The organism is Enterococcus sp. C102(2024), from assembly GCF_040888205.1.
GTDB classification, from domain to species: domain Bacteria; phylum Bacillota; class Bacilli; order Lactobacillales; family Enterococcaceae; genus Enterococcus; species Enterococcus faecalis.
Genome location: NZ_JBFOHH010000006.1, coordinates 96,970 through 112,580 on the forward strand (window position 1 = coordinate 96,970; position 15,611 = coordinate 112,580).

Annotated in this window: 15 protein-coding genes; 1 reads left to right on the forward strand and 14 read right to left on the reverse strand. The window is 38.4% G+C overall.

The features are described from left to right. Both rbsK and AB3I34_RS11825 read right to left on the reverse strand, forming a co-directional pair. Positions 1 to 918 (reverse strand): ribokinase, encoded by a 918-nt coding sequence (gene rbsK, locus AB3I34_RS11820; protein ID WP_002381157.1) that lies wholly within the window; start codon positions 916 to 918, stop codon positions 1 to 3. A 91-nt stretch (positions 919 to 1,009) separates the two neighbouring features. After that, on the reverse strand, positions 1,010 to 2,005 hold the full coding sequence (locus AB3I34_RS11825; RefSeq protein ID WP_085444077.1) for a ribose utilization transcriptional repressor RbsR: 996 nt from the start codon (positions 2,003 to 2,005) through the stop codon (positions 1,010 to 1,012). Between the two features lie 211 nt (positions 2,006 to 2,216). Between AB3I34_RS11825 and AB3I34_RS11830 the strand changes: the two genes are divergently transcribed. After that, positions 2,217 to 3,191 carry an alpha/beta hydrolase gene (locus AB3I34_RS11830; protein ID WP_010777946.1) on the forward strand — a complete coding sequence of 325 codons (975 nt, stop codon included), beginning with the start codon at positions 2,217 to 2,219 and terminating at the stop codon, positions 3,189 to 3,191. A gap of 64 nt (positions 3,192 to 3,255) precedes the next feature. Here AB3I34_RS11830 and AB3I34_RS11835 read toward each other — a convergent pair whose 3' ends face one another. From AB3I34_RS11835 to AB3I34_RS11890, 12 genes are all read right to left on the reverse strand, one after another. Further along, positions 3,256 to 4,623 carry a PTS ascorbate transporter subunit IIC gene (locus AB3I34_RS11835; RefSeq protein WP_002355097.1) on the reverse strand — a complete coding sequence of 456 codons (1,368 nt, stop codon included), beginning with the start codon at positions 4,621 to 4,623 and terminating at the stop codon, positions 3,256 to 3,258. 14 nt (positions 4,624 to 4,637) lie between these two features. Further along, positions 4,638 to 4,937 carry a PTS sugar transporter subunit IIB gene (locus AB3I34_RS11840; protein ID WP_002355095.1) on the reverse strand — a complete coding sequence of 100 codons (300 nt, stop codon included), beginning with the start codon at positions 4,935 to 4,937 and terminating at the stop codon, positions 4,638 to 4,640. 1 nt (position 4,938) lies between these two features. Next, positions 4,939 to 6,948 (reverse strand): transcription antiterminator, encoded by a 2,010-nt coding sequence (locus tag AB3I34_RS11845; RefSeq protein WP_368027852.1) that lies wholly within the window; start codon positions 6,946 to 6,948, stop codon positions 4,939 to 4,941. 166 nt (positions 6,949 to 7,114) lie between these two features. Beyond that, the gene (locus tag AB3I34_RS11850; protein ID WP_002375698.1) at positions 7,115 to 7,339 is read right to left on the reverse strand and encodes a hypothetical protein; all 225 of its coding nucleotides are present in this window, start codon (positions 7,337 to 7,339) and stop codon (positions 7,115 to 7,117) included. A 46-nt stretch (positions 7,340 to 7,385) separates the two neighbouring features. Continuing rightward, positions 7,386 to 7,787 (reverse strand): LPXTG cell wall anchor domain-containing protein, encoded by a 402-nt coding sequence (locus AB3I34_RS11855; protein WP_010712835.1) that lies wholly within the window; start codon positions 7,785 to 7,787, stop codon positions 7,386 to 7,388. After that, positions 7,768 to 8,901, reverse strand: coding sequence for a DUF916 and DUF3324 domain-containing protein (locus AB3I34_RS11860; protein WP_002397621.1), 1,134 nt, complete (start codon positions 8,899 to 8,901; stop codon positions 7,768 to 7,770). Before AB3I34_RS11860 ends, AB3I34_RS11855 begins: the two co-directional genes overlap by 20 nt. 87 nt (positions 8,902 to 8,988) lie before the next feature. Beyond that, positions 8,989 to 9,678 (reverse strand): WxL domain-containing protein, encoded by a 690-nt coding sequence (locus AB3I34_RS11865; RefSeq protein WP_002355089.1) that lies wholly within the window; start codon positions 9,676 to 9,678, stop codon positions 8,989 to 8,991. A gap of 425 nt (positions 9,679 to 10,103) precedes the next feature. After that, positions 10,104 to 11,075, reverse strand: a complete 972-nt coding sequence (locus AB3I34_RS11870) for a dimethylarginine dimethylaminohydrolase family protein (protein ID WP_081115996.1) — start codon at positions 11,073 to 11,075, stop codon at positions 10,104 to 10,106. A 111-nt stretch (positions 11,076 to 11,186) separates the two neighbouring features. Next, positions 11,187 to 12,602: an alkaline phosphatase gene (locus AB3I34_RS11875; RefSeq protein WP_085444076.1), complete on the reverse strand. Its 1,416-nt coding sequence runs from the start codon at positions 12,600 to 12,602 to the stop codon at positions 11,187 to 11,189. A 119-nt stretch (positions 12,603 to 12,721) separates the two neighbouring features. Further along, positions 12,722 to 14,743 (reverse strand): mannonate oxidoreductase, encoded by a 2,022-nt coding sequence (locus AB3I34_RS11880; RefSeq protein ID WP_025189431.1) that lies wholly within the window; start codon positions 14,741 to 14,743, stop codon positions 12,722 to 12,724. A 274-nt stretch (positions 14,744 to 15,017) separates the two neighbouring features. After that, a complete protein-coding gene (locus AB3I34_RS11885) occupies positions 15,018 to 15,281 on the reverse strand; it encodes a hypothetical protein (protein ID WP_002408975.1) in 264 nt (87 codons plus the stop codon). 15 nt (positions 15,282 to 15,296) lie between these two features. Further along, on the reverse strand, positions 15,297 to 15,602 hold the full coding sequence (locus tag AB3I34_RS11890) for a hypothetical protein (protein WP_010712840.1): 306 nt from the start codon (positions 15,600 to 15,602) through the stop codon (positions 15,297 to 15,299). Positions 15,603 to 15,611: the final 9 nt, after the last annotated feature.

Genomic DNA, 15,611 nt, shown 5'->3' on the forward strand with positions numbered 1-15,611 from the left:
TTATTTGTCTGCCAATTCGTGTTGATAAGGAATCGAAGGTTGGGCTCCAAAACGTTGAACAGTCAGCGAGGATGCCTTGTTTCCATAACGAATAGCTTCTTCCAAATTGCTAAAGTCTTTCTCTAATATACTACTTAATGCGCCAATAAAAGTATCGCCAGCAGCCGTTGTATCAACCGCTTTCACTTTAAAAGCAGGCACAATACCACTTCGTCCATTGACGTCATAAAAGGCGCCTTTACTACCTACTGTAATAATTACTGCTTCAATCCCTAATTGATGAAGTGCTTCTGCGGCTTTACGCATACTCGCTTCATCTGTGATTTTAATGCCTGTTAAAATTTCGGTTTCTGTTTCATTTGGTACAATCATATCTGTAACGTTTAGTAATTCTTCAGGAACTTGTTCTAACGCAGGTGCGGGATTTAAAATCGTTTTGACGCCTGCTTTTTTAGCAATTTTAAACGCTGCAATCGTACTATCAATCGCACTTTCAAATTGGGCAATCACAAAATCACTTTTTTCAATAATTTCTTGATGTTCCTGGACTTGTTTTGGCGTAAAGGCGTTATTGGCTCCCGCGTAAATCATAATGCTATTTTCACCAGCGTTATCTACCATAATAAAGGCTTGGCCAGTAGCTGTTTTCTCTAAAGTGGTGACCCCAGTTAAATTAATTTCATCTTGACTCATTAAATCTGTCATCATAGCTCCAGCGCCATCATTTCCCACAGCACCAATAAAATATGTTTCTGCGCCTGAACGTTTCGCTGCGACTGCTTGGTTTGCTCCTTTACCACCACCCGCTGTAAAATGTTCAATGGCGTGAATTGTTTCGCCTGGTTTTGGCATTTCTTTGACTCTTAATGTTGTGTCTAAATTGATACTTCCGATAATTGTAACCGCGTTCATTTTCATCCACCTCAATAAAATTTATTTTTTCATTCCAATTAAAACGTTTTAGTAAAACGTTTTAATTCCACAACAAAAATATAGCACACCTTGAAAGCTATTTCAAGGGTGCTGTCGAAAATCGTTCAATCAGTTGGACAGGCAAGGTTTGCTCCTCCCAATCTTTTGCAGGCTGATGGATTCTTTCCAATAATAAAGTCGCCGTAGTTTGCCCCAATTGAAAAACAGGTTGAGCAATTGTTGTTAGCGGCGGCGAAACATACTCGCACATATCAACATTGTCATAACCAATAATACTATAATCCTCAGGAATTTTTTTGCCCGCTTCTGCTAATCCTCGATATAAACCAAAAGCAATTTCATCATTGATAGCAAAAATTCCGGTGCTCTCTGTTTTTAAAATTTCGGGGACAGCTTGGTAGCCGCCGGTTTTTGATAATTCTGTTTCGATCAACTGGATCTTTTCCGTATAAACAGAACAAAAACCTTTTAACCGTTGCTGAATATTGACTGGCGCATGTGGTGGCATTACCACGACGACCTGTTCATGTCGTTGCTCTTGTAAATGCTTTGCTGCTAGTTGCCCACCTCTATAATCGTCTGTCAAAACAGCGTCGCTAAAGCCTTCTGCTTTTTTTTGGTCAAGTACAATAAACGGAATCTTTTTCGCACGTAGCGTTTCATTAATCGTTTGATTGGAAATTTCAGAACTTGCAATCACAAAGCCATCGACACTGCGACGAATCAACTCTGTTAAATATTCATGTTCTCTTGTAACATCTTGGTCCGCATTGCATAACATCAGTATAAAATTTTCTTTGTATAAAACACTTTCAATTCCTCGAATCAATTGCGCAAAAAATGGGTTGGTAATATCAGGTACGATTACGCCAATTGTCTTACTTTTTTTCATCACCATACGTTGCGCAAAATAGTCGGGTTGATAGTTTAATCGCTCTTTTGCAGCCAATACTTTTTCGACCGTTTTCCCACTAAACCGTGCCCCATTCCCGTTTAAAATTTGTGAAACGGTAGTAATGGAGACACCTGAGTCATTGGCAACATCTTTAATTGTAACCTTTTTATTTGTCATCCTACTTCTCTCCTTGCCGTGAACGCGCCCATTCACCGGACCTCTTAATCTCATTTAATTTACTACAATCATTTACTTTACGCAACCACAAATAAATACGTACATTCGTTTAAACCGTCCTTTCATCCCTTCAACAAATTTCGTTGTTCTACTTTTAAAATGTTATACTGTAGAAAAAATGATTTACTTTTTGCTGAATGGAGGGCCTTAATTGAAAAAGAAATCGATTGGTTTGTTGTTAGCTAGCGCATATTTGTTTCACGCACGTTCTCGTCAAAAATCCTTAAAAGCCTGTCTTTTTGAAGATTCTTTACGTCTTTCCCAAATTGCTCGCCTTGAACGAAATCCGAAAGTCACCAAGGCTTTTTATCATTGGCAACGATCATTAAATGAACAAGTAACTTTGCCAAAACATTTACGTCATCTTTTTCCTCTTCAAGAAATGACTCAATTTCCTACGATGTATCGCATGTCAAACTCCGTTATTGCGCCTACCAAGAAAGCTGTACTGTACCTGCATGGTGGGGGCTTTACATTGAATCTCGCCTATAGCCAATTAGACTTTAGTTATAAACTAATTGAAGATCTCTCTTTTGCAACAGATTATTTTATCCCTGTATATCCATTAGCACCAAATAAGTCTTTTGCTGATATTTATAATCATTGCTATGCTGCTTACCAAGAAATTTTACAGCATTATGATCCCGAAGATGTTATTTTATTAGGTGATTCTGCTGGTGGCACATTGGTTTTAAACGTATTGCAGAATTTAGCCATCGATTTCCCTGAACGATTACCCAAAGCTGCTGTTTTAATTTCTCCTTGGCTAGATGGACATTTAGACATTCCCGTTGCCAAAAGTTATCAAAAAAAGGACAAAATGATTGGCATGAACTATTTACAATTAATTGCCCAAGAGATTGATGACACGGCCAATCACGCCACGCTTTCTTTAAATTGCTTGTCCTTTGATTATCAAAAATTTCCGCCACTTTTTTTCGTGGGCGGCACACATGAAGTTTTTTGCCCTTCCTATCACCAATTTTTAAAACAATTAGGGCCACGACCACAAGATACTTGCCGATTGGTGCCTGGCATGCAACACGTTTTCGCAATGAAACAATACTTGCCAGAAGGACGACAAGCGCGGAAACAAATTGCACAATTTATCCAAGAACAATGGTAAAAGGCAAATGGGACAGAAGTCGTTTTGACTTCTGTCCCACTTGCCTTTTTGTAGAAGAAAACACTTAGTTTTCTTCGGCGACTTTTTTCTCCCGCATAGTCAAAACAGCGCTAGCCAAAAGAACAACCACTACAAAAGCAATGATTCCTCCTACTAAAAGACTCGGACCTGCCTCACCTAATTTGCCTAAAAATAGGCCTGGGATTAAATAATCTGTATCCGCAAACGTTGAGGATGCTAACTGTAGATCACCCAAGACTGGTAAAATAAATAACGGTAACCAACTAATTAATAAGCCATTAAACGCAGCCCCTAAAATCGCTCCCCGACGTCCCCCTGTGGAATTTCCAAAAACGCCTGCCGCGGCACCACAGAAAAAGTGCCCAACAACGCCTGGTATAATCACGGTGGTATTCAGACCAACCATCGCTAACATTGAAATAGTTCCCACAATAAAGCTCACAAAGAACCCAATCAAGACAGCATTTGGCGCATAAGGAAAGATAATGGGAACATCAAGTGCTGGTTTAGAATTAGGTACCAATTTTTTAGCAATCCCTTGAAAGGCCGGTACAATTTCTCCTAAAACCATCCGCACACCCTGTAAAACCACTACGAAACCAGCCGTAAAGGTTCCTGCTTGAATTAATGAAAAGATGATCGCATTTTCGCCATTGCTTAACTCATGCTCGACATAGCCTGTCCCAGCCAGCAAAGCCAAAATCACATAGACAATCGACATCAAAATCATAATTGAGATGGTTGAGTCTCTTAAAAAACCAAAACTTTTAGGAATTTTAATATCTTCCGTTGACTTTTCTTTATTCCCAAAGACTTTTCCAATAAAGCCACTTGCCGCATAGCCGATATTCCCTGTATGACCCATTGCCACTTTATCATTTCCAGTAATTTGTTTCATAAAGGGCTGACAAAGAGCAGGTGTCACTGTTAATAAAGTTCCTTCAAATAAACCACCTAAAAGAATCATTGGCAAACTAACGCTAAAACCGGCCCCCACTAAAATAACGGCTGTCAAACACGAAACGTACATCATCGCTTGACCTGTCAAAAAGATATATTTAAAACGTGTAAAACGCGCCAACAGAATATTAACAACCATGCCCACCAACATAATCAGAGCAGTTGGTGTCCCATATTGTTGCAAGGCAATCGCTACAACTGCTTCATTACTAGGTACCACGCCTTGTGTATTTAATGCGGTTTGGAACATCTCCGCAAAGGGCGTTAATGAGTTCGCCAATAGCCCTGCGCCACCAATTAAAACTAAGAAGCCGACGAATGTTTTCAACGTTCCTTGAACAACATCAGAAAATTTCTTTTTCTGTAAAACTAATCCCAACAAAGCAATTAATGAAACCAGAATCGCTGGCTGGCTAACAATTGAAACAAATAAATTCAATAAAGTTTCCATGTTTTTCCTCCTTCTTATTGATGTGCAATGCCATTGTCATCTAAAACTTTCAAGACTTTCTCCTTCGTTTCATCGTAATCAATAATCGCATTTAAAGGAATGATTTTTTCATCAGGAATTGACCCTAAAGCATCTTGCAATGTTTTTTCGACAAAGAAGTAATCAGCCATATCGCCACTGGCACTCCCGACATCTGTGTGATCAATTTGAAAATTATCTGTATCAACACCGACTTCCTCTAAAATTTGTTGGATATTCATTTGCACCATAAAACTTGTTCCTAAACCACTTTGACAAACTGTAAAAATCTTCATCTTATTTCTCTCCTTCTTGGATAATTGATAGTATTTCTGGAACGGTTTCAGCCGCCACTAAGCGATGTAATGATTCTTTTTTTGATAGAATTTTTGTCAGACTAGATAAGGCCCGTAAATGTGTTTCGTTATCTGAAGCAGCTAAACAAATAAAAAGGTGAATTTCATGCTTAGGACCTTCTAATAAATCGACACTTTTTTGGATTTTTAGTAATGACATACCTAACTGATTAACGCCATCTTCTGGTCGCGCATGAGGCAATGCTACGTCTGGACAGATATGGATAAATGGCCCAAACGATTCGACTTTTTGAATCATCGCATCAATGTACTTTTCCGTAATACTGCCATTTTTTAATAACGGCTTGGCAGCTTCTGTAATTCCCGCTCGCCAGTCTGCAACTTCAGGCAGGACTTGGACTGTTTCTGTTGTTAATAATTCCGATAACATTGGACGCAGATCCTCCTCTTTTTCTAAAATTTTGTTCATTTTACGGTGCAAGACACGATATAACTGCGCTTCTGTGACTCCTTTTTTTAAGGAAATATAAGGTTTTAACGCATCTAAAATATCTTTAACATCTGGCATGGAAATACCTGGCAATAGCCAATCTGATTGGACTTGATGCATCAATTGATTTTTCTCCAAAGAGCTCATAATGGGCTTGGTAAGATAAACCTTTTTGGCTGTTTCAATAGGGACCGTTGAGAAAATGATGTCATAGCTTTTTTCAGATACATTCTCTATTTCCCTCACCGCATTTGTTTCTTTAAATTCAATCATTGGAAATAGCCGACGCAATTCCGATTGCAAAATCAACGAAGAACTGATGCCACTAGGACAAACAATTAGCGCTTTTAGCTTTTCTTGCCGTTGCTCATTTTTTTGGCCGAAAATTTCTCCACCAAATAATATGGTGAAAAAACCGATTTCCTCTGGCGGGATTGAACGTTTCGTTAATTTTTCTAAAGGAGCTAACGCTTGTTCACAAAGATGATAAAGCGACCGGTACGATTGTCGAATATCCTTGATTAAAACATTCGGCAAGTAAAAGCCATAGTTAATCCGAAAATAAGCAGGAACCAGATGATAATACACATTCATGAGCAATTCACGAGGCTGCTCAAATTGAACGACGGCCAATAATTCCATTTTCCGAATAATTTCACCAGAAATATCTAATAAAAACTCTAACTTCGTATCTCGCAATTCTCCTTGCAAGGCTGTCATTAAACAAATCGTGAAAAAAAGACTCTCAGTTTCTACATTCGCCACTGGCCCAACTAAATCACTTAAAATACGACGACTGACGGGATAAGCGCGTAAGGACTGAATTAACTGGTTCTCAGGCCAGACGACTGTTCCATATTTGCCTAATCTTTTTTGAGAAAAAGCAAGAAAGTAACTAATTTCATCCAATCTGCTGGGTACTAGTTGAAGCTGCGCTTCCTGGACGGCTAATTGAATGCCGTCACGCATTTTTGCGTATTGGCTCATTTGATGCTGACTGAGCCAGCAAAATAAAGCAAAGGTGCCCGACTTTTGTTGTAAGAGGCGGGCAAGCCAATTTTTCCCGAAACGACGAATCCGAAATTCATCTCCTTCTAGGTAAAACCCTCGTTTTCGTTCGTAGGATAAAGCAATGTTTTCAGTTGCTAGTTGGTGTCGGACTTTTTTGATATCCGCTAAAATAGTGCCTTTCGAAACGTCTAAAAAATTTTGGTAATGATAAACTGATAGTTCTTCGATCTCTGAATAAGTGAGTAAAAAAATGAGTGCTTGTCTTTCTGCTTCGCTATAGATCACTTGACGTTGTTGAAAAAGTTGCTTCCCCCATTCATTTGCGGAAAGACTTGGAATGCTGACAGTATTCTGTTGAACTTCTCCGCCTATTGCCGAAAGTTGCGTCACTAATTCTCGTTGCGAAAGATCGGTTATTTGTTGAGCCAAAGAGAGCGCAATTTTTTGCCCTGCATACTCGTCAAGGAGATAACTTATTTTATAATTCACAGCCTGTGTCCTCCTCCTGTAATCATCATATAATGGTAGCGCTTTATTTTCTATCTAAGTTGGGTACAAATGTCTACTGTACTTTTTTGATAAATTGTACCGTTCTTTATTTTAAAGTTAACAAAAACCCGTTGCAAGTTTCTTAAAAACTTACAACGGGTTTTCTTTATGTTAATTGTGTTTGTAATGCGATATTCAGTAAAATAGCCACCGCTACCCAGCCGCCACACATCACCAGAAGCAGCCAACTAAACATTGATTGTTTTACTAAAGACTGCTTGGGCTTTGCTTGATGAACAAAATTCATGCTACTTACTAAGAATAGTAAAAATAAAGCAAAACAAAGGACGGCCAAGCCGGCACAAATCCAAATCCACATCGTAATCCCCATCAATACGCCTCCTTTTCAAATTGATTTTATTTATAGAAACGGCAATCTATTTTTCTTTTTTCCTTTTTTTATTCAAATAATAGAAACTTATTATTACTATGAGCAGACAGACAATACCAAGACTGTAAAGCCACCTGCTATTTCGTTCACCTGTCCTTGGTAAGGACATCTGGGCATTAGTGGGATTTGTTTTGGCAGTATTTTTCTTAGGCATCTCTTCTTGGCGTTGTGCCGTTTTTTTATCTTTGTTAGTAATTGGCTGTTCTGTTGACTTAGTGATATCTTCTGTTTCTAGCGGTTCCTTCCCACCATAAAACGTCACACCAATATTCGTTTGTCCCGCTTCTTCTGCAAAGCTCTCAGAAGAAGCGGTCAGACTCGCGTTGGCGATGATTAAAAGCATTCCTAATATCACCAGAAGTGACCCTTTACTTCTCGCTGTCATCATCGCGCACTCCTTGTCTATTTTTCAAGGCTGCCTGTTTTTCTTGTTGTAAATAGGCTTGTTGTTTCAGTGTTGCTTTCTGTTGCGTAAAACGCCAAATAGCTAGAATTAGACTCACAATTGTTGCAGCTAACAAGCCATAAAAAGCTTGATTCCACCAAGTCGGTAGGACCAATTTCACTACTGCTTCTTTATTTAATTTTTTGGCTTCTTGACTACTGATGGTAAATTCTTGCTTAAACGGCCACACTTGTTGTTCATCTTCTTTCAAGACCGCTTTTCCTTCAAAAATATAGGTTCCTGGACGAACATCTTCTTTCCCGAAATCTAAATGGAAGTTCATCGTCGAATTTGGCGCAAAACGAACACTTGGTAAAATCCGTTTGGCATATTCTTTCGTTTCGCCTTTTTTCGTTACTTTTCCTTCTAAACGTACTTCAGGAAAAATAGCGGATGTCGGATTCTGAATAACCGCTTGGACCGATTTATTTCCTAAAGCAATGGTCGGAACTAATTTAACTAATTGAAGAGTCTCTGCTAGATACATCGGTGTATCTTCTGACATTCGTAAAGCAATTGCTACATTAAATCCATATCGACTGGTTAAACCCGTTGATTTTCCTTTTTCTTCCTTTTCATCTTCTGCAAGCGAAGCATAAACACCACCCAAAACTAATCCTTGGAAACCATTCGCTGGAATTTCGACAGTCATTTTGGCTGTTACGGTTTTCTTAGCGGGAACTTTTACATGTTCCTCAGGTAATTTAATTAATGTTGTCAAGGGTACTTTTAAACTTGAATCTGGTTTTTTCTCGAAATCATTGTACACAATTAAACCATTGTCATTCGTCACAGCATTCGCCAAATTTAAATCAATCGTCAATTCTTCATCTGTTTTATTAATTAAAGATAATTCGACTTCTTGTTTCTGTCCTGGTTTTACAATGAGATCGTAGTAGGATTGCGTATTTTTCGCTTGATTCTCAGGAATATTGGGTTTAACTGTAAATTTTGTATTCATGTTGTCATCCGCTTCTTCTGCTTGTACAGCAGAAGGGATGCTTAATGCCATCACACAAATAAAAACTGTGACGATTAGCCAGCGCATTGTCTTCATTATTTGTTCCTCCTATGTATCGAAAAGGAGCCGTGCACCACTGCGCAGCTCCTTTTCTAGTAATGCAGTATTCTCGTTAGTAACTTTTTATGGCGCAGCCACTAATGTCCAAGTTACGTTACCTGTATACGCACCATTTGTAATTTGTGAACTAGGTGTTGTAATGTTTAATTTTACATTTGATAATTCAGAATCCCATGTACCTTGACCTTTACCAACTGCAGCTGTAGCAATTGATACAGCTGCTCCACCTACTGGAATAGTTGTTCCAGCAAATTCAGGACTTCCTGGATCTGCTGCAAAGGCAGCCACATCACGTGAGTATGTTTTTGCTGTTTCATCGTATTTAGCTACTGCTCCTGTTTGCGCAAAGGTAATTGAACCTTCTAAAGTAGCAGTACCATTTTTCATTTCAGCAACGCCTGCAGTAACTGACCAACCCGCTTGTGTTCCACGAACATCCCCGACCGCATAACGTTTTGTTTGTGTACCATTTGCATCTAATGAAATCGCTGATAAATCAGAACTAACTTCTGTCGAAGCAAATTTGAATTCTGTTGGAACATATAACAAATCAAAGTTAGTATTCGTACCTGGTTCTGGTTCTTGGGTACTTCCATCTTCTCCATCACCATTACCACCTGGTAATGAACCACTCGTCATTTCTACGTTTGCTGGTGTTGTACCAGTCGTTGTTGCATGTGCTGCTGCAGGAGCGATGCTTGCCCCTAAAATTGCCGTTCCTGCAAATAAAGTTACCAATGTTTTTTTCTTCATTTTACTCTCTCCTTTATATCTTGGTTAATTAATGAATAAAAAAGTGAAAAACTTTTCTATCTCAGTAGAACGTAAACTAAGTATAGCGAAAAAAAGACTGCTTGTGATTTCAAATTTTAAACACCTCATGCAAAAAAAATGAATTTACTATAACAGCAAGGTTCCAACGACTTTTTGTGTCTTTGAAAACGTAATTTTCAAAAAATATATTGTTTTTTTTCACATATAAAGTAGTAATTTTATAAAAAAACAGCGAGAAAACGTCAAAACATTAGTAACAAACACTAACATTTTGACGTTTTCTCGCATTTATTAAATCGAAATTTCCTCAATATTTTTAAAAAAAATAGTGAAAACTAAAATTATATCGTTTTCATAGACAAAACGTACATTTTTTCTTACGAAAATTGATAATCACTCGCTGACTATTCTCTAATCAAAGCTTGCGTTGTACAGCGGAAGGAACCACCTAACATTCTAGAAACATGGTAATCAATTGCCTCAACTTTGATACCTTTTGCTTCTATTTGAGGAATTAAAGTTGTAAACGATTGGTCCGTTATATAAGTTTCTTCGTTAAGCGGTAGACCATTTGTCACTAAATACGCTGCTTCTTGCAAAGTAACGTGAATTTTTTCCCAGTTGGCTAATTGCGCAGGAAGTCCATCCAAAAAGGCCTCTTCACAAACAATCATCAAGCCTTCTCTCAACAAGCTTAACGCACAATCTAAGTGGAGAATATGCGGATGTAACCGAACCGGCACCACTTCATAACCAAAATGACCAATCATATTGGCTAACCACTGAATTCCTGCTAGGTTACTTGCCAAGCCAGAGTAGCCCACAAAAATTGTTTTTCCTAGAACTAAAACATCGCCGCCTTCAATAAAGGGACCTGCTTCACTTAAAGCCCCTTCAGAAATGTCAGGTTGTGGCGCAGCAAAATAATAGCCTTCTGCTTCTTGTGTCCACTGCTGAATAATCGGACGAATTGGTAAAATTTCTTGTCGACGGTGTTGAAATCTTAAGTTTCCTTCTATTAAGAGATTGCCAATTGTAAAAAAAGGGTCTCTTGAAAAGAAGTTACTATATCCTACGCCCAATTCCTTGCCATGTTCTTTTTCATAGGTTGTCAATAAACGCGGACGAAATACTTCTACGCCATAAGATTCTAATACTCCTTGCATGACTTCTTTTTCTTTTTCCCAGCGTACCTGAAGTTCTGGCGCAAAGTCTGCTAAATCACGGCCTTCATTATTCTGTGTTAAACGGGCATTTTCCTCTGTTAAAAAAGTCGTATCCGCTTCATCAAATTTATCTGGTAAACAAAATTGCGATTGTGCTAAAACAACTGAACGCAACGGTGCAAATTCACTTTCAACATGCATTTTTTTCATTATTTGACCTCACTTTTATCTGGTTACCTTCATTATAACAGAGATAAAATTTTTATGCCTTCAATGAAGAAAAAGCAGAGCTTCTATACGCTCTGCTTTTTCTTCATTTTGTTATTTACCAATACCTTTATCTTTAATCTCAGCTTTTTGCCCGGTGCCATCTACTAAGCCAAAAATAATCTTCGCTTGGTCTGTATTATCAATTTGTCCTGAAAAAGCTTCTGCTTGTGGGCCATAAGCATAGACATTTACATCTTCTCCTGTGTGTCCGCCTGTAGTCCAACCAGTATTCGAACGTTCATCAAAAATCTTTCTTAATGCCTGAGCAATTTTTTCAACATCTTTTGACTCCGCCGCTGTTTTCATTGCTTTCAATTCAGCCTCACTTAATTGAAAATCAATATACTCAGTCACTGTTTTTTCCACATTACCATTTTTAATGATTTCTTCTGCCATGAAATCAGGCGTGCGTTTTGCCGCATGTAATGGCTCCGTCAACCAATTGTATTGATCTCCTTTACCTAAAGACAAGCCACCAGTAGAATGATCTGCAGTTGTAACCACCAATGTTTCACCATCTTTTTTGGCAAAATCGATAGCCTTTTCAAACGCCGCTTCGAAATCTTGCATTTCGCTCATCGCGCCAACAATATCATTGCTATGCCCGGCCCAATCAATTTGGCTACCTTCAACCATTAAAAAGAAGCCTTTTTCATTTTTATCTAAACGTTGAAGAGCCGCTTCTGTCATATCAGCTAATGAAGGAACTTCTTCCGTTCGGTCAATCATTTTAGGTAGTCCACCTGGTGCAAACAAGCCTAAAATTTTGTCGTCTTGGTTCTCATTTAACGACTTTTTGTCTGTGACATGACCATAACCCGCTTGGGAAAATTCTTTGACTAAATCACGATCTTTCCGCGCAAATAATTCGGAGCCACCGCCAAGTAACACATCGACTTTGTGTTGTCCGTCGATTTGATCATCAAAATAGTCATCGGCGATTTCTGCCATATTTTTGCGTGAAACATTATGGGCGCCATATGCAGCAGGGGTTGCATGTGTTATTTCAGATGTTGCTACAAGCCCCGTTGATTTCCCCACTTTTTTCGCACGTTCTAGCACTGTTTCTGTTTTGGACTTGTCATTATCGAGTGCAATAGCATTATTGTAGGTTTTCACTCCAGCAGCCATCGCTGTCGCTGCGGACGCTGAATCAGTGACATTCTCTTCTTCATCTTCTGGATAAGTGGCTTGCTGTCCGACTAAATAGGTATCAAAAGCTGTTTGGGGAACACGCTTGTCTGAGTGATTGGCTTTAAAATAGCGATAGCCCGTTGTATACGGATTCCCCATGCCATCTCCAATCATAAAAATAACATTTTTTACTGGTGCTTTTTCGGATTCAGCTGCCTTCGCTTCAGCAACCTCTGTTTGTTTTTCGCCGCTTTTCTGTTCAGATAAATTTGTACAACCCGCTAATGTTGTGAATGTTAATAAGGTAACCCCTAGCAAAGCTCTTTTCTTCATTTCCTTGTTTCCTCCTTCATATCTCTACCCATACATTGACTATAACAAGTCTTAGTTGATTTCTGATAAATAACAAGTAAACAAAGTGTTAAGTTGTTGTATTGCTTCTGTTAAGTTCCTTATTTTTCGCGTCTTGCTGCTCTTTTTTCGGCTTCTTTGCGTAATTGTTTCTGCGCTTTTTTTGAGCCGCGTTCAATATCTTTGAGTTTCTTTCGTTCATGGAAATCTGTAAATAAACTTTCTAAATCATAGTCTTGCGGATATAGATCTTGTGCTTTCGCTTGTAATTTCAACCGTCTTCGTGGTACATTTTCAATTTTATCATTCACAAATACTTGGATTTCTTGTTCACCCTCATCTGTAAAAACCAACCCAATTTGTTGTGTTTCTGTCAATAGGACACGATCACCTTTTTGATAACGGTCTGTTTCTTCTACAAACGTGGTAAAGGTCGTTTCTTTTGCTTTCAGGGGTTTAAATAGACTTCGATTAGTAGGGTATTCTTTCCGCTGAATATAATGGGCCGCCTTTTCAATGAGCTGTGACTCCATCTTCATTTTATGTGCAATCCAAAGCGCCTGACTATCGCCTACTTCACCAATTTTCAATTGATATTTTGGCGTTAATGTTTCACGATCGAAGGTCATTGCGGCGGGCACAAAATCATCATGCTCTTGGGCAAAACGTTTAATTTCACCATAGTGGGTCGTTGCAACTACCAAGGCACCCTTTTGATACATCGTTTCCATGATAGCAATCGCTAAGCCAGCTCCTTCGTTCGGCTCGGTGCCACTGCCAATTTCATCTAATAAAACAAGCGTGTGTCGTTTAACATTACGCAACATTTCCGCAATATTTTTCATGTGCCCAGAAAAAGTGCTTAACGCATTTTCCAGATTTTGCTGATCACCAATATCGACAAAAATTTCATCTAATACTGGAATCTCTGTGCCCACTTGTGCTGGAATTTGCAACCCAAATTGTGTCATGACAGTCAATAAGCCAACTGTTTTCAAGACAACCGTTTTACCACCAGCATTGGCACCTGTAATGACAAGTCCTCGATACTCTGCTCCTAAAGAAAACGTCAATGGTACTGCGTGTTCTAATAAAAGAGGGTGTTTTCCTTGAACAATGCGCAAGCGTTCTTCTTTGTTGACTTTTGGCGTGATCCCACCTATTTCGCGACTATACTTTCCTCGTGCAAAAATAATATCTAAGGTGGTCATTGTATCGACGGCTTGATCGACTAGTCGTTCTTGCTCATTAATTAACCCTGTTAGTTCTGCCAAAATTTGATATTCTTCCGCTGTTTCTTCCGCTTTTAAGAGTGTCAGTTGTTCATTTAATTTACTAATTGCTACAGGTTCAATAAAGACCGTTTGTCCTTTATTGGATTGTTCAATGATTGTGCCTGAAACCTTATTTTTATAGCTAGCTTTGATTGGTACCGTGTAATGTTCCCCTTTTTTCACCATCATATTTTCTTGAATATACAGTTGATTATTTTTATTGCGTAAAAATTTGGTGACTTTTGTTTCAATTTCTTGTTGGCATTCATTGATTTGACGACGGATTTTCCGAAGTTGTCGAGAAGCATCGGTGGCAACTTTTTGGTTATGGATTTTCGTATAAATTTGTTCTTCGATTGCTCTGAAATCAGCTAAGTGCTGACTGTAACTAAATAAACGCGGCGTTTGGTATTGATTTTTTTCAAAAAACTTCTGGATTCGCTGACTACTTCTTAAAAAGTCAGCGACCTCAATCAATTCGTTTGGTGTAAGGATTAAGCCTTTTTTCACTTGTTGAAGCAAGCGGGTAATTTGACTCAAGCCCATGAAAGGGACGTGTTGTCCGCTATCAATAATTAAGCGGGCCTCGGTTGTTTCCGTTAAGCGGGACTGCACTGTTTCTAAACGTGTTGCAGGGACCATTTTCGCCAACCGTTCTTTACTATACTCGCCAATCGCACGTGTTTGAACTTCTTTAAGAATTGTTGTAAATTGTAATTTTTGAATGGTTTCATGATTCATTTGTTTTTTCTTCCTTTCTATCACGAAAAGAATACCTGGCGCCTTTAAATAAAAACCAGTTTCTATAGAAAAAAGAGGACAGCGTTCTACCGCTGTCCTCTTTATCATTGGATAAAGGTTACTAAAGAAACCTCTTTTAAAGGAGGTATTTAGTAATTGAGATGACTGACAGGTATCACTTTCTAAGCACACCAAATAAACCTTGCTTGGTTCACTGGTTATTCAACTTATCAATTAGATACCTACGACACTCACCAAAATACCCCACATTCATTTGTTGGTTTTTATTTATTCTCCACTTGAGAGTAGCAAATCTGGCGAAGAAAGTCAACTAAATAAAAAAATATGTATAGATACAAAATACCGCTCATCAATATGGCATTTATAATTTATCCAAAGTTTGTTGTTGCTCTTTCAATACTTCTGTGATTTTTTTACCAAATTGTCCTTTTAAGGAACCTTCCAAGGTTTGCTCAGTTGAAGAGACTGTTTTTTTAGCACTTTCAATTGCGACTTTTCCTTCTTTTTGTGCCTTTTGCTGATTCGTATAAGCCTTTTGTGCGTTCACCCTTCCAATTGTTTGAACACGAATTTTTTCTAAACTTTTTTGTAATTCTTTAAACAATTTTTCTACTATTTCTTCCAAATCGAACGCTCCTTACTAATTTTTGAGATTGCGAAGATCTTGGCGATATTGCTGCTCTAATTCGTCTTGCTGCCGCATGAGTTGTTTTTTCTCTTTGGCAATTTCTTCATTATATTCATATTCTAGGTGCATAATCGCTTGTTTTGCCTGAGCAAACACTTCACTGTCAACTTCAGCTTTCTGAACGATTCGTTGTAGCTTTGATAACGTCTCCTCAATTAACTGCTCACCTTTACGTTGATAGTTTTTCAAATAATTCTCCGCATCTTCTAATTGCCAACGTTCTCGTTGATAAGCAGCGATAATTTGTTCTTCTTTCATTTTTTCTCC